General features: G+C 70.4%; 18 protein-coding genes. 13 read left to right on the top strand and 5 right to left on the bottom strand.

Annotated features, from left to right (window positions below):
* Positions 1–258 precede the first annotated feature (258 nt).
* The 8 genes from AB0447_RS13735 to AB0447_RS13700 all read left to right on the top strand — a co-directional run bounded on the left by AB0447_RS13735 (position 259) and on the right by AB0447_RS13700 (position 6,884).
* Positions 259–1,014 carry an ArsR family transcriptional regulator gene (locus AB0447_RS13735; RefSeq protein ID WP_366476815.1) on the top strand — a complete coding sequence of 252 codons (756 nt, stop codon included), beginning with the start codon at positions 259–261 and terminating at the stop codon, positions 1,012–1,014.
* Positions 1,011–2,426, top strand: coding sequence for a Fe-S cluster assembly protein SufB (sufB, locus tag AB0447_RS13730; protein WP_366476814.1), 1,416 nt, complete (start codon positions 1,011–1,013; stop codon positions 2,424–2,426). Before AB0447_RS13735 ends, sufB begins: the two co-directional genes overlap by 4 nt.
* Before the next feature lie 85 nt (positions 2,427–2,511).
* Positions 2,512–3,690, top strand: a complete 1,179-nt coding sequence (gene sufD / locus AB0447_RS13725) for a Fe-S cluster assembly protein SufD (protein ID WP_366476813.1) — start codon at positions 2,512–2,514, stop codon at positions 3,688–3,690.
* Positions 3,690–4,007, top strand: a complete 318-nt coding sequence (locus tag AB0447_RS13720; RefSeq protein WP_366476812.1) for a bifunctional 3-phenylpropionate/cinnamic acid dioxygenase ferredoxin subunit — start codon at positions 3,690–3,692, stop codon at positions 4,005–4,007. Before sufD ends, AB0447_RS13720 begins: the two co-directional genes overlap by 1 nt.
* 7 nt (positions 4,008–4,014) lie before the next feature.
* On the top strand, positions 4,015–4,779 hold the full coding sequence (gene sufC, locus AB0447_RS13715; protein WP_366476811.1) for a Fe-S cluster assembly ATPase SufC: 765 nt from the start codon (positions 4,015–4,017) through the stop codon (positions 4,777–4,779).
* Positions 4,776–6,032 (top strand): cysteine desulfurase, encoded by a 1,257-nt coding sequence (locus AB0447_RS13710; protein ID WP_366476810.1) that lies wholly within the window; start codon positions 4,776–4,778, stop codon positions 6,030–6,032. Before sufC ends, AB0447_RS13710 begins: the two co-directional genes overlap by 4 nt.
* 37 nt (positions 6,033–6,069) lie before the next feature.
* The gene (sufU, locus tag AB0447_RS13705; protein WP_366476809.1) at positions 6,070–6,543 is read left to right on the top strand and encodes a Fe-S cluster assembly sulfur transfer protein SufU; all 474 of its coding nucleotides are present in this window, start codon (positions 6,070–6,072) and stop codon (positions 6,541–6,543) included.
* Positions 6,540–6,884 (top strand): metal-sulfur cluster assembly factor, encoded by a 345-nt coding sequence (locus AB0447_RS13700; RefSeq protein WP_007263433.1) that lies wholly within the window; start codon positions 6,540–6,542, stop codon positions 6,882–6,884. The genes sufU and AB0447_RS13700 overlap by 4 nt, the downstream gene beginning before the upstream one ends.
* Positions 6,885–6,975: 91 nt before the next feature.
* On the opposite strand, the gene AB0447_RS13695 is transcribed toward AB0447_RS13700, so the two are convergent.
* Positions 6,976–7,965 carry a hypothetical protein gene (locus AB0447_RS13695; RefSeq protein WP_366476808.1) on the bottom strand — a complete coding sequence of 330 codons (990 nt, stop codon included), beginning with the start codon at positions 7,963–7,965 and terminating at the stop codon, positions 6,976–6,978.
* Positions 7,966–8,292: 327 nt separating this feature from the next.
* Here AB0447_RS13695 and AB0447_RS13690 point away from each other — a divergent pair, with 327 nt between their 5' ends.
* Positions 8,293–8,613, top strand: coding sequence for a multidrug efflux SMR transporter (locus AB0447_RS13690; protein WP_366476807.1), 321 nt, complete (start codon positions 8,293–8,295; stop codon positions 8,611–8,613).
* Complete coding sequence (locus tag AB0447_RS13685; protein ID WP_366476806.1) at positions 8,613–9,161, top strand: TetR family transcriptional regulator; 549 nt, start codon at positions 8,613–8,615, stop codon at positions 9,159–9,161. Before AB0447_RS13690 ends, AB0447_RS13685 begins: the two co-directional genes overlap by 1 nt.
* Positions 9,162–9,238: 77 nt before the next feature.
* On the opposite strand, the gene AB0447_RS13680 is transcribed toward AB0447_RS13685, so the two are convergent.
* Positions 9,239–13,558 (bottom strand): ricin-type beta-trefoil lectin domain protein, encoded by a 4,320-nt coding sequence (locus AB0447_RS13680; RefSeq protein WP_366476805.1) that lies wholly within the window; start codon positions 13,556–13,558, stop codon positions 9,239–9,241.
* Between the two features lie 343 nt (positions 13,559–13,901).
* On the opposite strand from AB0447_RS13680, the gene AB0447_RS13675 reads away from it, so the two are divergent.
* On the top strand, positions 13,902–20,723 hold the full coding sequence (locus AB0447_RS13675) for a ricin-type beta-trefoil lectin domain protein (protein WP_366476804.1): 6,822 nt from the start codon (positions 13,902–13,904) through the stop codon (positions 20,721–20,723).
* Between the two features lie 73 nt (positions 20,724–20,796).
* Here the strand turns inward: AB0447_RS13675 and AB0447_RS13670 are convergent, their stop codons facing one another.
* Positions 20,797–21,003: a 4-oxalocrotonate tautomerase family protein gene (locus AB0447_RS13670; protein ID WP_366476803.1), complete on the bottom strand. Its 207-nt coding sequence runs from the start codon at positions 21,001–21,003 to the stop codon at positions 20,797–20,799.
* A gap of 37 nt (positions 21,004–21,040) precedes the next feature.
* A complete protein-coding gene (locus tag AB0447_RS13665; protein WP_366476802.1) occupies positions 21,041–21,790 on the bottom strand; it encodes an SDR family oxidoreductase in 750 nt (249 codons plus the stop codon).
* A 116-nt stretch (positions 21,791–21,906) separates the two neighbouring features.
* On the opposite strand from AB0447_RS13665, the gene AB0447_RS13660 reads away from it, so the two are divergent.
* A complete protein-coding gene (locus tag AB0447_RS13660) occupies positions 21,907–22,911 on the top strand; it encodes a LysR family transcriptional regulator (protein WP_366476801.1) in 1,005 nt (334 codons plus the stop codon).
* On the opposite strand, the gene AB0447_RS13655 is transcribed toward AB0447_RS13660, so the two are convergent.
* Positions 22,908–23,798, bottom strand: coding sequence for a winged helix-turn-helix transcriptional regulator (locus AB0447_RS13655; RefSeq protein WP_366476800.1), 891 nt, complete (start codon positions 23,796–23,798; stop codon positions 22,908–22,910). The genes AB0447_RS13660 and AB0447_RS13655 overlap by 4 nt on opposite strands.
* 94 nt (positions 23,799–23,892) lie before the next feature.
* On the opposite strand from AB0447_RS13655, the gene AB0447_RS13650 reads away from it, so the two are divergent.
* A complete protein-coding gene (locus AB0447_RS13650) occupies positions 23,893–25,119 on the top strand; it encodes an MFS transporter (RefSeq protein WP_366476799.1) in 1,227 nt (408 codons plus the stop codon).
* Positions 25,120–25,126: the final 7 nt, after the last annotated feature.

Raw genomic sequence — 25,126 nt, 5'->3', positions numbered from 1 at the left:
CGCGATCCTGAATGGCCCAGCAGCATTCAGTGATCTTTTCGGCAATCCGATGTGCATCGTGCCCGGAAACGTTGCGGGCGGAGGATTGCTGGTGGGGGCCGTGTGCTGGTTGCCCGGAGGGGCCCCCCACGACTGCGGAACGCTTTCCTCCGATTAACTCTGCGTAGATAAATTAGGTAACCCTTAGTGATGGAGGACACCAGGAGTGGCCTCCGTCACGGCTTGTCGGGGCTCCGCTAATTACGCAACAATGGCGTTGTGAAAAACGGCGAACGGCTGATCGAGACCTCCCAGGGAGAGCTCGCGACCGGGGAGCGGTCCACCCGCAACCGGGTCGCGCGGTCCATCCTGGACCACGGTCCGTCCACCGTCGCCGACCTCGCCCAGCGCCTCGGCCTCACCCAGGCCGCCGTCCGCCGCCATCTCGACACGCTCGTCGCCGACGACGTGGTCGCACCCCGTGAGCAGCGCGTGTACGGCACGCGCACCCGGGGCCGGCCCGCCAAGGTCTTCGCGCTCACCGACTGCGGACGAGACGCCTTCGACCAGTCCTACGACACCCTCGCCGCGGACGCCCTGCGCTGGATCGCGCAGTCCGCGGGCGGCGGCGAGCAGGGCGAGGCGGCCGTGGCCGCCTTCGCGAAGGCCAGGCTGGACGCTCAGGCCGTGGCCTACCGGGCAGCCGTCGAGGCGGCGGACCCCGCGGACCGCACCGAGGCCCTTGCCAAGGCGTTGACCGCGGACGGGTACGCTGCTACGGCGAAGAGTGCTCCCGGTCCGCACAGCGGTGAACAGCTCTGTCAGCACCACTGCCCGGTCGCCCACGTAGCCGAGCAGTTCCCGCAGCTGTGCGAGGCGGAGACCGAGGTCTTCTCACGCCTGCTCGGGACGCATGTGCAGCGTCTCGCCACCATCGCCCACGGCGACGGGGTGTGCACCACGTTCATTCCGCGAAGCGCGGCACAGGCAACCACATCAGCATCTGCAAGCACGGCCGGGAGGAACCCCGCATGACCACGGAGACTGCTCACCCTGAGCTTGAGGGTCTGGGCAACTACGAGTACGGCTGGGCCGACTCCGACGCGGCCGGTCAGGCTGCCAAGCGCGGTCTGAACGAGGATGTCGTCCGCGACATCTCGTCGAAGAAGAACGAGCCCGAGTGGATGCTGAAGCTCCGCCTCAAGGGTCTGCGGCTCTTCGACAAGAAGCCCATGCCGACCTGGGGTTCCGACCTCTCCGGCATCGACTTCGACAACATCAAGTACTTCGTGCGCTCCACCGAGAAGCAGGCCGCTTCCTGGGAGGAACTGCCCGAGGACATCAAGAACACGTACGACAAGCTCGGCATCCCGGAGGCGGAGAAGCAGCGCCTCGTCGCCGGTGTCGCAGCCCAGTACGAGTCCGAGGTCGTCTACCACCAGATCCGCGAGGACCTGGAGGAGCAGGGCGTCATCTTCCTGGACACGGACACCGCGCTGAAGGAGCACCCGGAGCTCTTCCAGGAGTACTTCGGCACCGTCATCCCGGTCGGCGACAACAAGTTCGCCTCCCTGAACACCGCCGTGTGGTCGGGCGGGTCGTTCATCTACGTCCCCAAGGGTGTCCACGTGGACATCCCGCTGCAGGCCTACTTCCGTATCAACACGGAGAACATGGGCCAGTTCGAGCGGACGCTGATCATCGTCGACGAGGACGCCTACGTCCACTACGTCGAGGGCTGCACCGCCCCGATCTACTCCTCGGACTCGCTGCACAGCGCCGTGGTCGAGATCATCGTGAAGAAGGGCGGCCGCTGCCGCTACACGACGATCCAGAACTGGTCGAACAACGTCTACAACCTGGTCACCAAGCGCGCCGTGGCGTACGAGGGCGCGACCATGGAGTGGATCGACGGCAACATCGGTTCCAAGGTCACCATGAAGTACCCGGCCGTCTACCTGATGGGCGAGCACGCCAAGGGCGAGACCCTCTCCATCGCCTTCGCGGGCGAGGGCCAGCACCAGGACGCCGGCTCCAAGATGGTCCACATGGCGCCGAACACCTCCTCCAACATCGTCTCCAAGTCGGTGGCGCGAGGCGGCGGCCGCACCTCCTACCGAGGCCTGGTCGAGATCGGCGAGGGCGCGGCCGGCTCGAAGAGCAACGTCCTCTGTGACGCCCTGCTCGTCGACACCATCTCCCGCTCGGACACGTACCCCTACGTGGACGTCCGCGAGGACGACGTGACCATGGGCCACGAGGCGACCGTCTCCAAGGTCTCCGACGACCAGCTCTTCTACCTGATGGCCCGCGGCCTGACGGAGTTCGAGGCCATGGCCATGATCGTGCGCGGCTTCGTCGAGCCGATCGCGAAGGAGCTGCCCATGGAGTACGCGCTGGAGCTCAACCGGCTGATCGAGCTGCAGATGGAGGGTTCGGTCGGCTAGCACCGCCCGGTCCGGCCGCGCCGCTCCCGCAGCGCAGATTCCTTTGACGTGACGCAAGACGCAGGAAGAGAGCAAGACGACAGCCATGGCTGAGGCTCAGAACATCCCGGCGGGTTCGACCACCGCCGGCTCGATCGCGGTGGCCGCAGAGTCCACCGTCGCCACCCGGATGAGCGCGCCCCCGTCCTTCGACGTGGCGGACTTCCCCGTGCCCCACGGGCGCGAGGAGGAGTGGCGCTTCACCCCGCTCGAGCGGCTCCGTGGACTCCACGACGGCACCGCGACCGCGAACGGCTCGATGAAGGCCCAGATCGACGCCCCCGAGGGCGTGACGGTCGAGTCGGTGGAGCGCGACGACGCGCGCATCGGCAAGGCCGGCACTCCGGTCGACCGGATCGCCGCCCAGGCCTTCACCTCGTTCGCCAAGGCCACGGTCGTCACCGTGCCCAAGGAGACCGTCCTCACCGAGCCCGTGCGCGTCTCGCTGCACGGCGAGGGCGGCACCACCTTCGGCCACACCGTCTTCGACGTCCAGGCCTTCGCCGAGGCCGTCATCGTCATCGACCACACCGGTGACGGCGTGCGCGCCGCCAACGTCGACTTCCTCATCGGCGACGGCGCCAAGGTGACCGTCGTGTCCGTGCAGGACTGGGACGACACCGCCGTCCACTGCACCCAGCACAACGCGCTGGTCGGCCGCGACGCCACCTTCAAGTCGATCGTGGTCACCTTCGGCGGCGACGTCGTGCGCCTCCACCCCCGCGTCAGCTACGCGGGCCCCGGCGGCGAGGCAGAGCTCCTCGGCCTCTACTTCACCGACGCCGGCCAGCACCAGGAGCACCGCCTCCTGGTCACTCACGACGCCCCGCACTGCAAGTCCCACGTGGTCTACAAGGGCGCCCTGCAGGGCGACGGCGCCCACGCGGTCTGGATCGGCGACGTCCTCATCGAGAAGACCGCCGAGGGCACCGACACCTACGAGATGAACCGCAACCTCGTCCTCACGGACGGCGCGCGGGTCGACTCGGTGCCGAACCTGGAGATCGAGACCGGCGAGATCGTCGGCGCCGGCCACGCCTCCGCGACCGGCCGCTTCGACGACGAGCAGCTCTTCTACCTGCAGGCCCGTGGCATCCCGGCCGACGAGGCCCGCCGCCTGGTCGTGCGCGGCTTCTTCGCCGAGCTCGTCCAGCAGATCGGTGTCGCGGACATCGAGGAGCGCCTGATCTCGAAGATCGAGGCCGAACTCGAGGCGTCCGTCTGATGTCCTACGTCAAGGCCTGCGCGCTGAGCGAGCTGGAGGAGAACACCCCCAAGCGGGTGGAGCTCGACGGTACGCCGGTGTCCGTCGTCCGCACCGAGGGGGAGGTGTTCGCGATCCACGACATCTGCTCGCACGCGAACGTCTCGCTCTCCGAGGGCGAGGTCGAAGACTGCCAGATCGAGTGCTGGCTGCACGGTTCCAGCTTCGACCTGCGCACCGGCAAGCCGTCCGGTCTTCCCGCGACGCGCCCCGTCCCCGTTTACCCCGTAAAGATCGAAGGGGACGACGTGCTCGTCTCCCTCACCCAGGAGTCCTGAGGCACCCATGGCAACGCTTGAAATCCACGACCTGCACGTCTCCGTCGAGGCCGAGAATGGCGCCCGCGAGATCCTCAAGGGCGTCGACCTCACCGTCAAGCAGGGTGAGACGCACGCCATCATGGGTCCGAACGGCTCCGGCAAGTCCACGCTCGCGTACTCGCTGGCCGGTCACCCGAAGTACACCATCACCGGTGGCACCGTGACCCTCGACGGCGAGGACGTCCTGGAGATGTCCGTCGACGAGCGCGCCCGCGCCGGCGTCTTCCTCGCCATGCAGTACCCGGTCGAGGTCCCCGGCGTCTCGGTCTCCAACTTCCTGCGGACCTCCGCCACCGCCATCCGCGGCGAGGCCCCCAAGCTGCGCACCTGGGTGAAGGAGGTCAAGGAGGCCATGGAGCGTCTCTCCATGGACCCGGCCTTCGCCGAGCGCAACGTCAACGAGGGCTTCTCCGGCGGTGAGAAGAAGCGCCACGAGATCCTTCAGCTGGAGCTCCTCAAGCCGAAGATCGCGATCCTCGACGAGACCGACTCCGGCCTGGACGTCGACGCCCTGCGCATCGTCTCCGAGGGCGTCAACCGGGTCCGCGAGTCCGGCGAGGTCGGCACCCTGCTGATCACCCACTACACGCGCATCCTGCGCTACATCAAGCCCGACTTCGTGCACGTGTTCGCGAACGGCCGCATCGCCGAGTCCGGCGGCGCCGAGCTCGCCGACCAGCTGGAGGCCGAGGGCTACGACAAGTACGTGAAGGGTGGCGCGACCGCGTGACACAGCTGCCTGGCCTCCTCGACATCGAGGCGATCCGCAAGGACTTCCCCCTGCTGGATCGTGTGGTCCACGACGGGAAGAAGATCGTTTACCTGGACAACGCGGCGACTTCGCAGAAGCCGCGCCAGGTACTCGACGCGCTGAACGAGTACTACGAGCAGCACAACGCCAACGTCCACCGCGGCGTGCACGTGCTTGCCGAGGAGGCCACGGCGCTGTACGAGGGCGCCCGCGACAAGGTCGCCGCCTTCATCAACGCGCCGAGCCGCGACGAGGTGATCTTCACCAAGAACGCCTCGGAGTCGCTCAACCTGGTCGCGAACATGCTCGGCTGGGCCGACGAGCCCTACCGGGTCGACAGCGACACCGAGATCGCCATCACGGAGATGGAGCACCACTCCAACATCGTGCCGTGGCAGCTGCTCTCGCAGCGCACCGGCGCGAAGCTGAAGTGGTTCGGCCTCACCGACGACGGCCGGCTCGACCTGTCCAACATCGAAGAGGTCATCACGGAGAAGACGAAGATCGTCTCCTTCACGCTGGTCTCCAACATCATGGGCACGGTCAACCCGGTCGAGGCGATCGTCCGGCGCGCCCAGGACGTCGGCGCCCTGGTGCTGATCGACGCCTCCCAGGCCGCCCCGCACATGCCGCTGGACGTGCAGGAGCTCGGCGCCGACTTCGTGGCCTTCACCGGCCACAAGATGTGCGGCCCGACCGGCATCGGCGTCCTCTGGGGCCGCCAGGAGCTCCTGGAGGACCTGCCTCCGTTCCTCGGCGGCGGCGAGATGATCGAAACCGTGTCGATGCACGCCTCGACGTACGCGCCGGCACCCCACAAGTTCGAGGCGGGTACGCCCCCGATCGCCCAGGCCGTCGGCCTCGGCGCGGCCGTGGACTACCTGACCGCGATCGGCATGGACAAGATCGCCGCGCACGAGCACGCGATCACCGAGTACGCGATCAAGCGCCTCGCCGAGGTGCCGGACCTGCGGATCATCGGACCGACGACGGCGGAGGACCGCGGCGCCGCGATCTCCTTCGTACTCGGCGACATCCACCCGCACGACGTCGGCCAGGTGCTGGACGAGCAGGGCATCGCGGTCCGCGTGGGACACCACTGCGCGCGCCCGGTCTGCCTGCGCTACGGAATTCCGGCGACGACGCGAGCGTCTTTCTATCTGTACTCCTCTCCCGCCGATGTCGACGCGCTGATCGACGGGCTGGAGCACGTACGGAACTTCTTCGGCTGACGGGGGAGACGAGGGTGACGAAGACGACGGAGTCGCTGTGAAGCTGGATTCGATGTACCAGGAACTGATCCTGGACCACTACAAGCACCCGCACGGGCGCGGCCTGCGCGACGGCGATGCCGAGGTGCACCACGTCAATCCGACGTGCGGTGACGAGATCACGCTCCGCGTGAAGTACGACGGCCGGACGCTGACCGACGTCAGCTACGAGGGCCAGGGCTGCTCCATCAGCCAGGCCAGCGCGTCCGTACTGAACGAGCTGCTGGTCGGCAAGGAGCTCGCCGAGGCGCAGAAGATCCAGGGCGTGTTCCTGGAGATGATGCAGTCGAAGGGCAAGATCGAGCCCGACGAGGCCATGGAGGAGGTGCTGGAGGACGCGGTCGCGTTCGTCGGCGTCTCCAAGTACCCGGCGCGCGTGAAGTGTGCTCTGCTGAGCTGGATGGCTTGGAAGGACGCGACGGCCCAGGCGATGGGTGAAGGACCTCAAGAATCTGCGAGGAAGACGGCATGACCGAGAACGCGACGCCCGAGGCGTCGATCAAGCCGGCCACCGAAGAGGAGGTCCGCGAGGCCCTCTACGACGTGGTCGACCCCGAGCTGGGCATCGACGTCGTCAACCTGGGCCTGATCTACGGCATCCACATCGACGACGCGAACATCGCGACCCTGGACATGACCCTGACCTCGGCGGCCTGCCCGCTGACGGACGTGATCGAGGACCAGGCCAAGTCGGCGACCGAGGGCATCGTCAACGAGCTCCGGATCAACTGGGTCTGGATGCCGCCGTGGGGCCCCGACAAGATCACCGACGACGGCCGCGAGCAGCTGCGCGCGCTCGGCTTCAACGTCTGAGCCGCCGCTCCCTGTCGTAAAGGGAAGGCCCCCGGCACTGTGTGCCGGGGGCCTTCCCTGTTTTTTTCCGATCCGTACGCGGACCTCTCGCTCAGTAGGCGGGGCGGTCCGCTGCGAGCAGGCCGGAGACCAGGTCCTCCTGGCGGATCCGCTGGTCCACGTAGAGCAGGGCGGAGCCCAGCTGCGGCAGGGTGGGGAAGAAGAGCTGGCTCAGGGCGCTGCCGGCCACCGAGAACAGCACGTACAGCACCGTGACGATGACGATCCCGGCGCTGAAGTCGGCGTCCGGACCGCTCAGGGCCACCGTCGGGATCATGACCGCGACGCCGACCAGCGTGAACACCAGCTGGACCACATAGGCCATGACCACGGCTATCAGCCCGATCAGCAGGCTGCAGCCGAAGATCCGCCACCAGCTGTGGCGGACCAGCTTCGCCGAGCGCCGCATGGCCGTGACCGGCCCCAGCCCCTCACAGACCGCGGCGGCCGTCGCGAGGCCGTAGCGGACCCAGATCCAGGCGGCGAAGGGGAGGGTGACCAGGAACAGGAACGGGAACAGCGTCACGAAGCTCACGCCGCCGGACCCGTCGTCGTTCTCGGTGGCGATCAGCAGCGGGATGCCGACGAGGAGGACGGCCGCGGCGGGCAGTGCGGCAAGCAGCCCGGTCAGCACGGTGACGCCGAGCACCGACGCGGCCCTGGCCTTGGCGCGGAGGAACACGGTGCCGATGGTGATCGGCCGGCCCAGCACCGCCTCCTGGACGACGGCGGGGATCGCGGCCGCGGTCAGCGCCATGCTCACGAGGGCGACCATCAGCGCGATCACGCCGAGCGGGATGAAGGTGGCCAGCACCGGGGTCATGTCCTCGGGTGCCGGGTCCTGGCCGTATCCGGGATCGAAGGCGCCGTCGAGATGGCTCCAGGTGATGAGCAGGCCGAGCGCGCCGAGGGCGACGACGACGAGCAGCGTCGCGAACTGCACGGCCAGCGTGAAACCGGCGAGCTGCTTCCAGTAGCGGCCGAGGGTGCCGAACGCACCGCCGAGTATGTCGCCGAGGGTCAGCGGGCGCAGCGGGATCACCCCGGGGCGCGGCGGCAGGGGCGGCAGCCAGCCGCCGCCCCAGGGGGGTGCGCCGTAGTGGGCGGGCGGTGCTGTGGGTGGTGCCGGCGGTGCTTGCTGTACTGGCGGTGCCGGCGGTTCTGGCGGCGCTGTTGGTGCTGCCGGTGCCGGTGCCGGTGCCGGTGCTTCTGGTGGTGTCGGCTGTGGATCCGGATGTTCCGGGAATCCCCGCCCCTCGTTCTGCGACACGTCGTACTCCGTTGTCAGTTCCCGTCCCCTGATGTGCGACGACACCGTATCCCAGCCCGATACGTACGGCTGTACGTATCGATGTGTACGCTTGTACACATGCCCTACGTACTGCTTGCCGCGGCCATCGCCGCCGAGGTCGCCGGAACCACCGCCATGAAGTACAGCGAGGGCTTCACCCGGCTCTGGCCCTCCCTCGGCACCCTGCTCGGCTACGCCATAGCGTTCACCCTGCTCGCGCAGACGCTCAAGACGATGTCGGTCGGCACGGCGTACGCGATCTGGGCGGGCGTCGGCACCGCCGCCATCGCCGCGATCGGCATGCTCTTCCTGGGCGAGGCGGCCACCGCAGCCAAGATCGCCGGAATCGCCCTGGTCATCGCCGGGGTGGTCCTGCTCAACCTCGGCGGGGCCCACTGATGGCGGGGGCGCGGCGGTACGACCCGGACCGGCGGGAACGGATCATCGACGCGGCGATGCGGGTGGTGGCCGCCAAGGGGATCGCGGGGCTGAGCCACCGCAGCGTGGCCGCGGAGGCCGACGTACCGCTCGGCTCGACCACCTACCACTTCACCACGCTCGACGAGCTCCTGGTCGCGGCCCTGCGCCGGGCCAACGTGGGCTTCGCGGTGACGCTCGCGGCCAGCCCCGCCCTGGCCGACCCGTCCACGGACCTGGCTTCGGCACTGGCCCGGCTGCTGGGCGAGCTCCTCGCGGCCGACCGGGGCCGCGCTGAACTCGAGTACGAGCTCTACCTCGCGGCCCTGCGCCGGCCCGCACTCCGCCCGGTGGCGGCTGAGTGGTGCGAGGCGATGGCGGACGTCCTGTCCCGGCACACGGACCCGGCCACGGCCCGGGCCCTGGTGGCCGTGATGGACGGCATCACGCTGCAAGTCCTGCTGACGGACGCGGAGTACGACGAACCCGGCACCCGCGACATCCTCGCCCGGGTCCTGCGCCCTGCCTAGCGCCCGTCCATCCGAGCACGCAGGGAGGGCCCGCGGCTCAGCCGCGGGCCCTCCGTGTGGAGCCGTGGAACAGGGCGCTACGGAGCGACCGGCAGCGCCGGTGTCCGGAGCGTCGGGACGCTCCAGCGCTGCGCGGCCGTCCCGTTGCAGGTCCACAGGTTGAACTGCGTACCCCGGGAGCGGTTCGCCCCCCACAGGTCGAAGCAGCGGCCCGACTGCGGGTTCCAGATGGTGCCGTCGGCGCGCGGGAGCAACTGCTGGCCGCCCTCGGGCAGGCAGCCCCAGAAGATCAGGTCAGTGCCCTCGGCGGTGCCGTTGGCGCTGGCCGCGACGCACTGGCCCTTCTGGGTGAGGGTGCCGTTCGCGTTGAAGCTGAACTTCTGCGCGTCCGTGCCGTTGCAGTCGTACAGCTGCGGCGGGGTGCCGTTGGCCACGTTGCCCCCCGGCGCGTCCACGCAGTAGTCCGGCGAGGCGGCGTAGCGGATCGGCAGGTTGTCCGTCGTCGCCTGCGGCGTGTGGTTCTGGTAGACGGCCAGTCCGGCGATCGCGCTCTTGCCCGAGCTGCTGGGCTGGCCCTGGTACTTGTACCGGCCCAGGACCAGGGAGCCGCTGGGTGCCGGGCTGGTGGCGGCCCTGTGGTGGCCGCTGGAGGCCAGGGTGCCGTTGACGTAGAGGCTCATCGCCCCGGTGGTGGCGTCGTACGTCGCCGTGAGCTGGGTCCACGCGCCGGGCTTGAAGACGTTGGCCGGGGTGACCGTCGAGGTGAAGTCGTACGGCCAGCTGTCGTCGTCGGCGTGGGCGATGGCGAACCGCCACTGGTCCGGGTCCGCATAGAGGATGAACGAACTCGCACGGGTGTTGTCCTGGCTGGCGATCACACCGGCCTGGTCCATCCGCGCCCAGGTGCTGATGGTGAAGGACTGCCGGGGGTCGACGGGCTTCGCCGGGCCGGTGACCACCGACTTGGCGGCGGCGTCGAACACGGCGACCTGGCGTGCCCGGCCGTCCACGGTCTCGGTGGCGTACGTGACCCCGACCGCGGAGGCGTCGTTCGAGGTGCCGCCCGCCGACTTGGCGGGGATGCCCTTCGTGTCGCCCTCCAGGCGCCACTGGACCGTCGGCGCCTGCGTGTTGCCCCGCACGTGGTTGCTGCCGAAGCTGCTGACCGCGGTGCCGGTGGCCACGCCCGCCCAGGCGCGCAGCGTGCCGGAGCTCTCGAGCGCCCAGAAGTCCGGGATGCCGTCGCCGGTCACATCGCCGTCCGAGCCGACCCGGGGGGCGGTCGAGCCCTTGATCCCGTAACCGATACGGGTCGCGGGCTGCTGGGCGAGGCCCGTGACGACCACGTACTGGTCGGCCTCGCGGGTCGCGGTCTGCAGGGCGTACTGGAAGATGTCGCCGCTCGTCCGGTTGCGCACCCACAGCGCGGGAGCGGTGTCGGCCGTGGTGCCGATGTTCAGCGCGTTGCCGGGGACCATCAGGTCCTTGTCGTCCCAGGTGCCGCTCGCGTCCACCAGCGTGGGCGCGGCCAGCGACTGGTTGGCCTTGACCGGGTAGAACCACAGGTTGCCGGACTCCACGGCCAGCAGGCCGGTGGCGTCGGTGACCTGCCGGCTGGGCGTACGCGTGGTGCGGGCCGGGCCGGTCGGGGTGATCTGGCTGGAGTGCTCCCAGGTCGCCACGTTGTGGTAGCCGGTGCACGCCGTGGTGAACGTCGTGTCGCACTCCGGCTTGTCGACCGTGCTCTTCGTGCCGAGCGTGAAGCGGCCCGGATCCGACAGCGTGTTGTCGTAGACGAAGAGCTCCTGGCCGCCGAGACCGCCGGGGGTGGCCGGCTCCCGGTGGACGAAGAGGTCGTCCACGTTGCGCCCGGGGTCGAGCGACCCGCGGTGGGCGGTCCGGTAGTCCTTCCAGGTGCGTCCGGAGGCCACCTCGGGGGCCTGGAGGGCGCTGGCCGCGGTCCCGCTGGGGATCATGCTGCGGCTGGTGAAGTCGCTGGCGCGGCCGTGCGTGACGAGGTTGCCGGTGGCGTCCGGGAGGAGGATGTCGGGGCGGGCGTCCCCGGTGGTGTCACCGAAGGCGACCTCGCCCTGCTTCCACGGCACGTAGAAGGCGTACGACTGGGTCTGCGAGGAGTTGCCGGCCTCGTCCAGGACGCGCGCGTACACGATGTTCGTGCCCCAGTGGGTGGGCTTGACGCTGATGGAGCTCACGTTGAGCGGGCTGCCGCACTGCCTCTGGGCCCCGGCCAGCTGCGGGTCGAAGCCCCACTCGATGCAGGCCAGCCCGGAGTTGCGCAGCCCCGCGCCCGGGCTCGGGTCGGAGGCCACGACCGGGAGGGTGCCCGTGTCGCCCAGGCCCAGCCGGGTGATCTGGCCGTTGCCCGCCGGCGGGTACTGGGTGGCCGGGTCGGTGAACTGGCCGAACTCCAGCAGCGGCGGCGTGCGGTCGACGGAGAAGTGGCAGGTCGGGGCTGCCGGACCGCGCAGCAGGCCGTCGTCGCCCTGGACCGACCAGCCGTAGCTGCGGCCGTCCTGCAGTCCGCCGACGGTGTACGAGGCGTCGGTTCCGGTGGCCACGAATCCGGACCAGCCGGTGTGGTGGGTCGTGCCGGTGTTGTGGTCCCACACGTTCACCCACTCGGTGAGCTGGCCCTGGTTGGGGCTGCTGACCTTGGAGACGAACGCCACGCTCGGGTTGGAGATCCAGCCGAACTGCTCGACGGGTACGGCACCGCAGGCCTGGGTGTCGCCCGCGACCTCGCGGTGCGGGGCCGGAACGGTGCGCTGGTTCTCCGGGACGCGGGGCGGGAAGTCGTACTCCGAGCTGAGCACCGCGCTGTACGCGAACCGCTTGAACGCGATCCGGTCGCCGGTGCCCTCCTTCCCGGTGAGGGCGAAGGCGAGCGGGGTGCCGGTGGTCTTGATCCCGTCACGCATCGCGTTCGTGACGTTGAAGTTCACCGGGATGTCCGCGTAGCAGTCGCCGCTGTTGCCGTTGCCGCCGACGGACTGGTTCTGGATCCACTCGCGGAGCGTGTGGTTGCTCCACTTGACCGTGGATCCGAAGGCCGCCGCCCGGTACAGGTGTACCGGGTACTTGTTGGTGCAGGACCAGTCGGAGGAGATGTACTGGCTGACCCGGAGGTTGGCGTAGTTGATCGTGGCGCCCGCGTAGCCGCTGAGGTCGAACTCCCAGAGCGCGCGCTCGATGCCGGTCTGGGTCTCCCAGCCCTGGTAGCCCACGCCGGGGTGGTCCCGGTCGCTGGAGCCGGTGCGGTCGTAGTTGCCGACGTCGTACGCCTGCTGGACCCAGGCGTGGTGGGTCTTGCCGCGGCCGTCGACGGACCACGACGGGTCGACGTAGATCGGGTACGTGGTGTCCGCGCCGTCGAGCAGCTCGGCGCTCGGTGCCAGGGCGATGGCCCCCGTGGCGCGCTGCGCGGGGCCGGTCACCTTGGCGGCGGTGACGGGAATGCGGGCGACGGAGGCACCGGCGCCGGGTCCGTCGGCGTTGCTGGTTTCGGCACGGCCGCCGGTGGACCCGGCGGCGCCGGGGGCGTCGAGGTCGGCGTAGCGGGAGCCCCGCTTGCCGGCCGGGCGGGCCTCGCCGCCCGACCACATCAGGGGAGCGGGCGCACGGAAGACGGTGTCCTCGCCGCTGTCGGCGGTGAGGCTCCCGTCCTTGCCCTTGCTGAGGGTCAGGCCCTTGGAAACCGTGGGGAACACCAGGTTCCGGACCGCGGGGTTCGCCGCCGCGGCCGGGGTGCGCAGGACCACCACCGTGGTGTAGCCGCCGTACTTGGTGGCGCTCACCTGGAGGTCGGTATCGGGCGCCACGTTCTCGAACACCGCGTCGTTGCCCTTGAGCACGGGCTTGGGCAGCGCCCCCGGGAACGGCGAGGAGACGGCGAGCTCCTTGCCGTCTCCGGTGGTCATCGTGGCGAGCGGACCGGTGCCGCCGCCGGAGATGACGAGGCCGGAAGTCGAGGCCTTCGGCGCCACGGTGCCGTCGGCGCGCACGGCCAGGGTGTCGTCCAGAGCCTGCCAGTTGCCCTTCGCGCCCTTCACGCGCTGCGGCAGCACATGGCTCTCGGAGCGCAGCGTGCCCCGGGGCGTGGCGACCGTCGTGCTGTACTCGGTCGTCAACTCGGGGACCGGGACGTCTTTTCCGGTCGCCTTGGCCTGTTCCCGCGCCTTCTCGGCGGGCGTCGCGGCCGGTACCGCGGACGGCCCGGGCTTCGTGCCGTTCGCAGCGGTGACCCCGGAGACCTCGTGTCCCGGCAGCGCCGCGGCCTGTGCCGCGTACGGCGTGGCCAGCAGCACCACGGCCGCGGCCCCCCACGCCAGACCGGAAACGACCGGTCTGCTCAGGGCGGCCCTTCGTGCATCGGACATACCTGTGCCCACTCCCCCCATGCATGAACGCCTCTGGGCAATGCGCGCAGAGACCGGGGCACTGTGGCAGGAAGCAGATGGCTGCTCAATAGGTGGAAGAGTTGATTCCGTCCTGCTTGGGCGTAGTGATCGCAATTGGCACCGAGTGAGATTCGCCACTCGTCTCAGCAAATTGGCTGAAAGATGACGGCGTGTTGCCTTGACTGATAGCTTCCCCCGCTTGAGCCGGTGATCACCCGGATCAACGGCATCCACTTCGGGGGGTTGAGCGATGCCGCATTCAGGCACGCACAGTTCTCGGCGATTCCCATGGAGACGGGTCACCGTCCCGCTGGTCATCGCCTTGGCCACATCACTTCTGGCAGTACCGCCGTCCGGCGCGGCGGAACCGGATTTCGACAGGGTCTGGAAGCCCAGGACACCGCTGCCGAACACGGCTTCGGTGCCCGCCCTCACCAAGGGCCCGCACGCGAAGGTGAAGCCGCCGCGCCCGGTTCCCGAGCGTGCGGCGAAGCCCCGGCCCGTCGCACCGGTCACCCGCCTCGCCGGGACGGCCCGGCCGGTGGCGAAGACCGCCGCACGCGCGGGTGGGCTTCCCGTGTGGGTGGCGCCCGCCGGCGGGAGCTCCGAGGCCGGCCCGCCCGCGGTGACCGTCGTCCGCAACGACACCAAGACCGCACGCGCGGCCGGAGTCGACGGACTGCTCTTCACGCTGACCGCGGACGGCGCCGCCGGTACCGCGGGCGCGCGGACGCCCGTCACCGTCGGCTTCGACACGGCGGCCCTCCAGCAGGCCACCGGAGGCCGGTTCGCCGCGCACGGACGCCTGGTCCGCCTCCCGGCGTGCGCCGCGACCACCCCGCACCTGGCCGCCTGCCAGGTCCGGACGCCGCTGGCCACGCACTACGACAAGGCGACCGGACGCCTCACGGCCGACGTCACCGTGTCCGCCACCACCGCACCCGCGGCGCCCAGCGGCGCCCGCTCGACGTTCTCCGACGCCGTGGGCGCGTCCGCCGCCCCGCTGCTGCTCGCCGCCGAGACCGAGGCACAAGGTGGTGGCGGCGACTACACCGCCACCGCCCTCACCCCGTCCTCGGCCTGGGCCTCCGGCAGCGCCTCCGGCGCGCTGACGTACAACTACCCGCTCCAGGTCCCGCCGGCCCTGGGCGGTGCCGCCCCGCAGCTCGCCCTGAACTACGACTCGTCCTCCGTGGACGGCCGTACCTCGGCGACCAACGCCCAGGCCTCGTGGATCGGTGACGGCTGGGACCTCAACCCCGGCTTCATCGAGCGCACGTACAAGATGTGCGACGACGCCGGCATCGACGGCTCCGGCGACCTCTGCTGGTCGGGCCACAACGCCTCGCTCTCCCTCGGCCCGCACTCCGGACCGCTGGTCCGAGTGGCCACCTCGGGGGCCGCGACCGATGCCGCGACCGGCGTGTGGCGGCTGAAGAACGACGACGGCACACGGGTCGAGTTCGGCTCGGGCGCGGGGAACTCCGTGCGTGACGGCGCGTACGCCAAGGTCACCGACCCCACCGGCACCGTGTACTACTTCGGCGTCAATCACCTGCCGGGCGGCGACAAGACGGACCCGGCGACGAACTCGGTCTCCAGCGTGCCCGTGTACTCGCCCGAGAGCGGGGACCCCTGCTACGACTCCGCCAAGGGCAACGCCTCCTGGTGCCAGATGTGGCAGCGGCTCTCGCTCGACCACGTCGTCGACCCGCACGGCAACCTCACGCAGTACAAGTGGGCTCCGGAGACCAACCACTACAACCGCGGCGGCGCCCAGAACAACGGCACCGGCACCCAGACCGCCTACACCCGCGCGACCACCCTCGCGTCGGTGGCGTACGGACAGCGGCTTGACGAGCAGGTGGCGGCCAAGGGCACGCTCCAGCCGGCCGCCCGGGTGACCTTCACCACCGCCGAACGGTGTGTGGACACCGCGGCCTGTGACCCGTCGCAGCGCATTGCGGCCAACAGCACCAACTGGCCCGACGTACCGGTCGACCAGGAGTGCAAGTCCACCGGCACCTGCACCGAGTACGCGCCGACCTACTTCACGACCAAGCGGCTGGCCTCCGTGCTGACCGAGGTGCGCGTCGGAGGCGCCTGGAAGAGCGTCGACTCGTACACGCTCGGGCACTCCTTCCCGGACCCGAAGGACACCACCAGCCAGAAGGCCCTCTGGCTCGACTCCGTCCAGCGCACCGGCCTGACGGAAACCCCGAACGTGCCGATGTCGCCGGTGAAGTTCACCCCGGTGATGCTGCCCAACCGCGTCGACGGCACCGATCTGGTCCCCGCGCCGCCGATCATGAACCGGCCGCGGATCCAGCAGATCGCCAACGAGACCGGCGGCGTCCTCAACGTCGACTACAACCTCCCTGCCTGCTCCCGCGTCAACAACGTGATGCCGGCGGCCGAGGACGACAACACCCTGGCCTGCTACCCGGTGCGCTGGAGCCCGCCCGGCTCGGTTCACGACGCGGACCCGGTCCTCGACTGGTTCCACCACTACACGGTCAGGTCCCTCACCGAGAACGACACGGTGACCGACGCCCCGCAGAAGATCACCTCGTACGCGTACGGGCCCGCGGGCTGGCACCGCGACGACAACCAGTTCACCGAGGCCAACGCCCGCACCTGGGGCGAGTTCCGTGGCTTCAAGACCGTTACCGTCACTACCGGCAGCGGCAACGACGGTCCCCGGGCCCAGGTGCGTACCACCTACCGCCAGGGCATGAACGGTGACGTCCGCAAGAGCGGTTCGGCGCGCAGCGTCACGCTGACCGACGCGCTCGGCAATGCCGTCACCGACCACGAGTGGCTCTCCGGCCAGGTCCTCCAGACCGAGACCTTCGACCAGGCCGGCGGTTCCGTCACCCGGCACAGCGTGACCGGGGTCAGCGGCGAGGCCGAGACGGCCACCCAGTCGCGCGGCACCGGCCTGCCCGCCCTCGTCGCCCGCGTCCCGTACACCACCAGGACCGAGACCGCGAGCGCCAAGAAGACCGACGGCACCTGGTCCAAGACCACCAAGACCACGGTCACGGACGCCGCGAACGGCAACCGCCCGGTCACCGAGCTCGACCACGCCGACGGCACCGAGGACGTGTGCACCCGCTCGTCCTACGCCTCCGGCCCGGACCCGCAGCGCACCAACCTCGTCTCCGAGACCCTGAAGGTCTCCGGCGCGAACGCCTGCACGGCCGCCGCCACGGCGGCGAACACCGTCGAACGCAAGCGCGTCCTGTTCGACGGCAAGCCCTTCGGCCAGACGGGCGCCACCGGCAACCCGACCGGCACGCAGGTGCTGGACGAGTACGCCGCCGACGGCACCCCCCAGTTCACCACCACCGCCACCACCGAGTTCGACGCGTACGGCCGGACCCTGACGGTCACCGACCCGACGCGCACCGACACCCAGCACCCCGGCGGTGCGCTCACCCGCACCACGTACAGTCCGGCGACGGGTGAACTGCCGTCGAAGTCGACCTTGTCGGCCCCGGCTCCGGACCAGGTGTCCACCGTCACCTGGGACACCGTCACTACGCTGGACCCGCGCCGCGGGCTCCCGCTCACGGAAGCGGACCCCAACGGCAAGACCAAGACGCTGCGTTACGACGCCCTGGGCCGCATGACCGCGGCCTGGCGCCCGGGCCGGGCACCGGCTACCGAGCCGAACGCCGACATGACGTTCGACTACAGCCTGTCCCAGGCGGCCGGCGTCCCCTCGGCGGTGACCACCTCCGTGCTCAAGAAGGACGGCACCTCCCCCGTCTACCTGCGCAGCATCAACATCCTGGACGGCTTCGGCCGGGACCGGCAGATCCAGGCCTCCCCTGCCAACCCCGCCTACACGGGCCGTCTGATCAGCGACAAGCTGTACGACTCCCAGGGCCGCGTCCGGGTCGCCAACGCGAGCTGGTACAACAACGCCTCGGGGCCGGTACGCACCCTCGCGGCCGCCGCCGAGTCGTCGATCCCGTCTCAGAACCGGACCACGTACGACGGCCAGGGCCGCACCACTGTGGAGGCCACCTGGTCCCTCGGCGTCGAGCAGAGCCGGACCACGACCAGCTACCCCGGCGCCGACCGCACGGACACCGTGCCCCCGGCCGGCTCCTGGCCGAGCAGCGTGTACCTCGACGCGCGCGGCCGGACCACCGAGCGCCGGCAGTACCGCACCCCGACCGTGACGGGCATCGCCGCCGACGCCACGGTCTCGACGTACACGTACACGCCGGACGGCAAGGCCGCCACGCGAAAGGACGCGGCGGGCAACACCTGGAGCTACGGCTACGACCTCCGGGGCAGGCAGACCAGCGCCACCGAGCCGGACACGGGCACCACGACCCAGGGCTACGACACCGCCTCCCGGCTCGTCTCCTCCAAGGACGGCCGGGGCAAGGTCCTGCTGCGCACCTACGACCTGATGGACCGCCAGCTCGGCCTGTACGACGGGGCGGTGAGCAGCGCCAAGCAGCTCACCGGCTGGACGTACGACACGGTGACCAACGGCAAGGGCAAGCCCGCCTCGTCCACCCGCTACGTCGGGGGCACGGGCGGTCAGGCCTACACCAACACGGTCACGGGCTACGACAACGGCTACCGCGCGACGGGCATGCGCATCAGCATCCCCGGCAGCGAGATCGGCCAGACCGGCACCTTCACCTACACGGCGACCAGCACCTTCGACAAACTGACCGGTGAGCGCAAGACCGCGCTGCTGCCGGCCATCGGAGGCCTCCCGCTCGACGACCTGCTCTACTCGTACAACGACCACGGTCAGCTCTACAAGTACGCGGGCGCCACGACGTACGACGTGCAGACGGAGTACGACGCCTTCGGGCGGGTGGTCCGCTCGACGGTGAACCCGTTCACGAAGCAGGTCGTCACCACCCTCGGCTACGACCCGGGCTCCGGCAGGCTGGCGACCCAGTTCCTGGACAAGCAGACCTCCGTCACCGGGGCGGTCCAGCAGGCCTCGTACACGTACGACAAGTCCGGCCGCATCACCTCGATCACCAGCACGCCGGACAACAACCCGGTCCTGCGCGACCGCGAGTGCTTCACCCTGGACCACCTCGGCCGGATGACGGCGGCGTGGACCGACAACGGCGGGCTGACCGCTCCCGGGCCCGGCCAGACCGCCGACCAGGGCGCCTGTGCCAACACGACCCCGTCGGCGGCCTCGGTCGGCGGCGGCAACCCGTACTGGCACGGGTTCTCGTACGACGTGACGGGCAACCGCACGGCGTTCGTCAACCGCGACCGCACGGGCGACACCACCAAGGACGTCACCACCACGCAGGGCTACCCGGCGGCGGGCACCGTCAACAACGGCGCCGGCAGCGGCGGTCCGCACGCGGTGAACTCCAGCACGGTCAAGACCGGTACCACCACGACCTCGTCGGGGTCCACCCGCTACGACGGTTCCGGCAACCCGGTGACCCAGTACACGTCGAAGGCCGGCACCACCGGCATGGCGTGGACCCCGGACAACCGTATGGACACGCTCACTCCGGCCATCGCCGTCACGGGCATCGGCGGCAAGTGCCTCGACGTCCAGGGCGGCAGCTCGGCGAACGGCCAGCCGATCCAGATCTACACCTGCAACAACGGCGGCGCCCAGAAGTTCTCGGTCACCGGCGACGTGCTCAAGGTGTTCAACAAGTGCGTGACCGCCATGGGCACCACGGCCGGCTCTGTCATCCAGATCCAGCCCTGTGACGGCTCCGCCGGGCAGACCTGGAACCGGCGCGCCGACGGCACCCTGTACAACCCGGCGTCCACGCGCTGCATCGGGGTTCCCGGTGACGTCTCCACCAACAGCGTGGACGTGCAGCTCGCGGACTGCGGCACCCCGGTCCCGGCCGGCCAGAAGTGGACGGCCACCGACCGCACGACCTCGTACGTGTACGACGCGAACGGGGCCCCGATCGTCCGGCGCAGCCCGGGGAAGACCACGGTCACCCTCGGCGAGGACGAGCTGACGTACGACACGGTCGCCAAGACCCTGACCGGTACCCGGTACTACCCGATCCCGGGCGGCATGACCATGGTCCGAGTGGGCGCCGGCACCCTGACGATCCAGCAGGCCGACCACCACGGCTCGGGCGTCCTGACGGTCGACGCGAACACCCTCACAGTCAGCCGACGGGCGATGGACCCCTTCGGCAACCCGCGCGGCACCCAGCCCGCCGCGGGTGTCTGGGGCGGCCAGAAGGGCTTCGTGGGCGGCACCAAGGACGACACCACGGGCCTGACGTACCTGGGAGCCCGCCAGTACGACCCGGTCGCAGGCCGGTTCCTGAACGCTGACCCGGTCATCGACCCGAACGACCCGCAGCAGTGGAACGGCTACGCGTACAGCGGCAGCAACCCGGTCAACGCCACCGACAAGAGCGGCCTGTTCTGTGACGGCTGCAGCGCCAACAAGGACAACTCGGCGTGGGACCCCTCCCACGGCCCGGGCTGCGCGGGCGGCACCTGCTACTACCCGGGCACCAGCCAGCCCTGGTACAGCTCGCTCACCCGCTCGGACAATGGCGGCAACCCCTCGCGCAACGGCAACACGACCAGCTGGGACAGCCTGACCAGGGAGGACCGCGACTACTTGGCGAGGGCGCAGCTCCTCGCCATCAACTGGCACGTGATGCCGTGGCTCCCGAACTTCTCCTCACTCCTGCACCACTACACCCACGGGTGGGGTGAGGACTACATCCTGGCGCCCGACGACGTCGACGACCTGGTCATGGACACCACGGAAGGCCCGCTGAAGGACTACCTCAGGGCGAAGGCCGCCGCCGCGGAGCAGAACTCCAAGCCCGGTGAGACCGTGGCCTTCGACTCCGGCTGGGTCGGCGTCACCGCGGGCAAGGACCACCCGGACTGGACGCTGGCCTTCCGCAGCTTCCAGTACCGGGCCACCGGGACGGTGGAGGACGGCCAGATCAGCTACCGGCTCCAGATCTACAAGAACTGGAACTTCGACCACGGCGAGAGCCTCTTCAAGAACAAGTACACGACGGCGCTGGGCGACGACTTCGGCAAGTACGCGCGCCTCCACGAGGTGGGCCTCGCGCAGGAGTTCGACGTCTGGGGTACCGGAAGGCAGCAGACCATCTCCTTCCGCGACCCGTCCTGACACCTGCCATGAACACGGGAAGGCCCCGACCGCGACCGCGGTCGGGGCCTTCCCCGCGTCCGGCCAAGGGCCGTCAGTCGCGCCTTCGGCGGCGGTATTCCTCGGTGGCGAGGCCGCCGACGCCCCAGTCCTCCGTGGCGACCTCGTCGATGAGGACGAAGGTGGTGGCGGGGTCCTTGTGGAGGACCTTGACGAGCAGATCGGTGACACCCGCGATGATCTCGGCCTTCTGCGCGGCCGTGGCTCCCTCGCGAGTGATCTTGACGTTGACGTAGGGCATGGCGATCGCCCTTCCGGGATTCGGGGGCGGCGGGGGATCAGGAGCGGCCGACGACGTGGCCGCCGTCCACCCGCAGGGCGTGGCCGGTGACGAACTCGGCCTCGGTGAGGTAGAGGACGGCATCGGCGATCTCGGAGACCTCGCCCACGCGGTTCAGCAGGGCGAGGCCGCCGAAGGAGTCGACGTCCGAGCCCGCGTGCAGCGGAGTGCGGACCACGCCGGACGCGATGAGGTTGACGCGGATGCCGTCGGCGGCCAGTTCGGCGGCCAGGCTGGTGGTCAGCGCGTGCACGCCGGCCTTGCTCACCACGGGTGCGGAGGCCGGGAAGCCCGCGATGGCGTGGTCGACCAGGACGGTCCCGATGTTGGTGACGCTGCCGCGCTCACCCCGCGAGCGCAGGGCGCGGACGAAGGCCTGGGTGGTGAGGTACGTGCCCTTGAGGTTGCCGACCAGATAGCCGTCCAGCTCCTCCTCGGTGACCTCGGTGAAGGGCCTGGAGGCGAAGGTCCCCGCGTTGTTGACGAGGACGTCGACGCGGCCGAAGCGCTCGATCGCGGTACGGACGAGCTCCTCGCCCGTCCGGGGGTCGGCGATCGAGCCCGTGACCTTGGCGATCCGCGCGGGCTCGCCGAGCTCCGCGGCGGCCTTGGCGAGGCGGTCGGCATCGCGCCCGTTGAGGACCACGTTGGCGCCGGCGGCCAGGAAGGCGCGGGCGATGCCCAGGCCGATGCCGCTGGAGGAACCGGTGACGATGGCGGTGCGGGCGGTGTTGCTGGTGTCGGACATCGATGTGCCTTTCGTGGCGATCGGTCGATCGGTCGAATCGGGCTGACACCAGGAATCTATGAGCCGTCAACTCATAACACCACTATGGAATTTGAAGCATGTGATAATCCAGGGTTATGGATGTGGATCTGCGTGACCTGGAACTCCTGGACGCCACCGCCGACGCCGGCTCACTCACCGCGGCCGCCGAGCGGCTGTACGTGAGCCAGCCCGCGCTCAGCCAGCGGCTGACCCGGCTGGAGGAGCGGCTGGGCATGCGCCTCTTCGACCGGAAGGGGCGGCGGCTGGTGCCGAACGCGGCCGGCCGCCGGATGCTCGTCGCGGCCCACCACATCCTGGGGGAGCTGGAGTCGGCCGCCCGCGACCTGCGGGAGATGCGCGACGGCCGTGACCGGCGGGTCCGCTTCACCGCCCAGTGCAGCACCACCTTCCAGTGGCTGCCGCCGGTGCTGCGTGCCTTTCGCGAGCGGGAGCCGGATGCCGACGTGCGCATCGAGACGGTCCCCGACGACGCGCCGATCCCCGCCCTGCTCGCCGACCGGGTGGACGTCGCGCTCGTCACCAAGCCCGACCGGCAGATGGACCTGGTGGACCTGATCCCGCTGTTCGAGGACGAGATGGTGGCCGTGGTGCCGGCCGGCCACCCGTGGGCGTCCCGCACCCATCTGACCGCCGGTGACTTCAACGGCGCCGACCTGGTCCTCTACGACGTCTACGACCAGAACCGGATTCCCGCGCTCCCGCTGCCGATCCCCGCCCAGGCCCGGCCCGCCCGCATCACCACCATGCCGGTGGTCACGGACCTGGTGATCGAGATGGTGGCGGGCGGCCAGGGAGCGACGGTCCTGCCGAACTGGGTGGCCGCCCCGTACGCGGCCTCCCACGGCATGGCCCTGGTCCGCATCGGTGCGCGGCCCATGACCCGCACCTGGTACTGCGCCACGCGCCAGGGCCCCCGGTCACCCCAGCTGTCCGCTTTCGTGGAGGAACTCACGACCCGCCTCGCCGCCCGGGAGGGGGCCCGGGCGTTCGCTTCCCAGGTCCCCCAGGTCCCCCAGGTCCCCCAGGTCCCCCAGGCTCCCGAGGTCCCCCAGGCTCCCGAGATCCCTCAGGCCCACTAGGCCCCGTCGGACGCGGGCGCGCGGACGGCCGACAGGGCCGCCGCGACGCTCGCCTCGATGTCCCGGACCGGGTACAGGACCTCCCGGATGGTCCGGTCCCGGCCCACCACCAGCGTCGCCCGCTTCAGCCGGCTCACCCCCGACGCCCGGAACGTCGGCAGGCGCAGCGCCGCGGTCAGCGTCAGTTCCGCGTCCGAGAGCAGCGGGAAGCGGAGGCGTTCGTGTTCGGCGAACTCCCGCTGCTCGTCGGGGCGCTGAGTGGACACCCCGTGGACCGTCGCACCGGCCGCCGTGAACTCTGCCAGCCGGTCCCGGTAGGTGCAGGATTCCAGCGTGCACCCCTTCGCCCCGGGGATGCCGGCCCAGCCGGGCGGGTAGGCCTCGGCCCGGGCGTACGCGCCGGGGAAGCAGTACAGGACCGTGTACGCGGTGTCCTGCGCCACCGGGTCCCGCAGCTCGCCGAACCGGTCCGGCAGCAGGAGCTCCGGCAGCCGGGTGCCGCGCAGCGCGTGCACGCGGGCCGCCTCCCGCGAGGCCGTGTCCGTGGTCGCCGTCATCTCTCCCTCTCCCAGTACCCAGGTGTCTCCCCAGTCCTGGAGGGCGACCAGGACCGGCAGCAGCGCCCGCCCGCGCGGGGACAGCCGGTACGCGTGCCGCACCGGACGCTCCTGGTACGGCTCCCGCACCAGCACCCCCGCGTCCACCAGCAGCTTCAGCCGCTCGGCCAGCACCTTCCGGGAGACGCCCAGCTCGTGCTGGAACTCGTCGAAGCGGTTCAGGCCGCGTGCCGCGTCGCGCACGATCAGCAGCGTCCACCAGTCGCCCACCACGTCGAGTGCCTGCGCGATGGAGCAGTCGGCGTCGCCGAGATGCGTGCGCTGGGCCATTGGGATCTCCTTCGTCCGTTGACCCGAGGCTGTCATGCTGACACAGTCAGTTCCCAAAAGGAACTGACTCAGGGATCATCAGGGGGAGAGACGCGTGCGCCAAGGGTTCAAGGAGGTACCGCGGGCGGTGTGGCTGCTCTCGGCCGGGGTGTTCGTCAACGCCGTGGTCAGCCTCACCTTCGTCTTCGTCTTCCTCTACCTGAGCGGCCCGCGCGGTCTCGGCGCCGGCACCGCCGGCCTGATCACCGGCATCGGCGGCCTCGGCACGGTGGCGGGCAACTTCACCGGCGGCTGGTTCGGAGACCGGTTCGGCCACCGCAGGGTGCTGCTCGCCGCCGCCGCGGTGGCCGGCCTGATCCTGATGAGCCTCCCGCTGCTGCCCACCGTGCTGCTGTACGCCGCCCTGCCCGCCGCCGAGTACGCCACCGGCGTCATCCGCGCCGCCAACTCCGCCCTGGTCGCGGTGATCGTGCCCGAAGGGGCCCGCCGCCAGGCCTTCGCCGTGGTCCGCTGCGTCTCCAACGGCGGCTTCACCCTCGGCCCGCCGCTCGGAGCCCTGGTCGCGACCGGGCTCTCGTACGACTGGCTGTTCGTCGCCGACGGGATCGGCACCCTCTTCTTCGCGCTCTGGACCGCCCGGGTGGTCCCGGCGCGCGGTGCCCGCCGGTCCGCGGCCCCGGGCGGGCGTCGGGGCCGCGGAGTCTGGCGAGAGCTCCGGGCCCGGCCCGCCGTGCTGGTCCTCCTCGGCGCCGTCCTCGTGGTGGACCTCGTCTACCGGCAGCAGTACTTCACCTTCCCGGTCTTCCTCGCCGACCACGGCCTGGACGTCGGCGCCTTCGGGCTGATCATCGCCCTGAACGGCGCGATCATCCTGCTCCTCGAACTGCCGGCTGCCGTGGCCCTCCGGGACCGCCCGCCACTGCGGATCATCGGCACCGGGCTGCTGCTCGTCGGAGCCGGCTATGCGGCCCTGCAGGCCGGCGCGGGCGTCGCCACGGCCGTCGTGATGATGGTGCTGCTCAGCCTCGGCGAGATCCTCTACAAGACCACCGCCACGGCGTACGTCGCCGACCAGGCGCCCGAGCACGCGATCGGGCGGTTCCAGAGCCTGTACGCGGGGGTCTCGGTCAGCGGGGTGGTGCTCGGCCCGCCGCTCGGCGGGGCCCTCTACGCGGCCGCGCCCGGGCTGCTCTGGCCGCTCTGCGCGCTGCTCGCGGGCCTGGCGGGCGCCGCCGTCCTGTACATGTCGACACGGCCGGCGCGACACGCGGTCCGACCGGCACATGAGACCGGTTCGCGACCGCGGGCCGTCGCCGGTTAGGTTTCCC

Source organism: Streptomyces sp. NPDC051211, from assembly GCF_040689505.1.
Classification (GTDB): Bacteria; Actinomycetota; Actinomycetes; order Streptomycetales; family Streptomycetaceae; genus Streptomyces.
This window is presented reverse-complemented; position numbering and strand designations above follow the sequence as displayed.

Coding starts and splice junctions, on each gene's coding strand:
- sufC (WP_366476811.1), top strand. CDS start 4,015: ATGGCAACGCTTGAAATCCACGACCTGCACGTCTCCGTCGAGGCCGAG.
- AB0447_RS13685 (WP_366476806.1), top strand. CDS start 8,613: ATGGCGGGGGCGCGGCGGTACGACCCGGACCGGCGGGAACGGATCATC.
- AB0447_RS13655 (WP_366476800.1), bottom strand. CDS start 23,798: ATGGCCCAGCGCACGCATCTCGGCGACGCCGACTGCTCCATCGCGCAG.
- AB0447_RS13665 (WP_366476802.1), bottom strand. CDS start 21,790: ATGTCCGACACCAGCAACACCGCCCGCACCGCCATCGTCACCGGTTCC.
- AB0447_RS13690 (WP_366476807.1), top strand. CDS start 8,293: ATGCCCTACGTACTGCTTGCCGCGGCCATCGCCGCCGAGGTCGCCGGA.
- AB0447_RS13680 (WP_366476805.1), bottom strand. CDS start 13,558: ATGTCCGATGCACGAAGGGCCGCCCTGAGCAGACCGGTCGTTTCCGGT.
- AB0447_RS13670 (WP_366476803.1), bottom strand. CDS start 21,003: ATGCCCTACGTCAACGTCAAGATCACTCGCGAGGGAGCCACGGCCGCG.
- sufB (WP_366476814.1), top strand. CDS start 1,011: ATGACCACGGAGACTGCTCACCCTGAGCTTGAGGGTCTGGGCAACTAC.
- AB0447_RS13660 (WP_366476801.1), top strand. CDS start 21,907: ATGGATGTGGATCTGCGTGACCTGGAACTCCTGGACGCCACCGCCGAC.
- AB0447_RS13720 (WP_366476812.1), top strand. CDS start 3,690: ATGTCCTACGTCAAGGCCTGCGCGCTGAGCGAGCTGGAGGAGAACACC.
- sufD (WP_366476813.1), top strand. CDS start 2,512: ATGGCTGAGGCTCAGAACATCCCGGCGGGTTCGACCACCGCCGGCTCG.
- AB0447_RS13700 (WP_007263433.1), top strand. CDS start 6,540: ATGACCGAGAACGCGACGCCCGAGGCGTCGATCAAGCCGGCCACCGAA.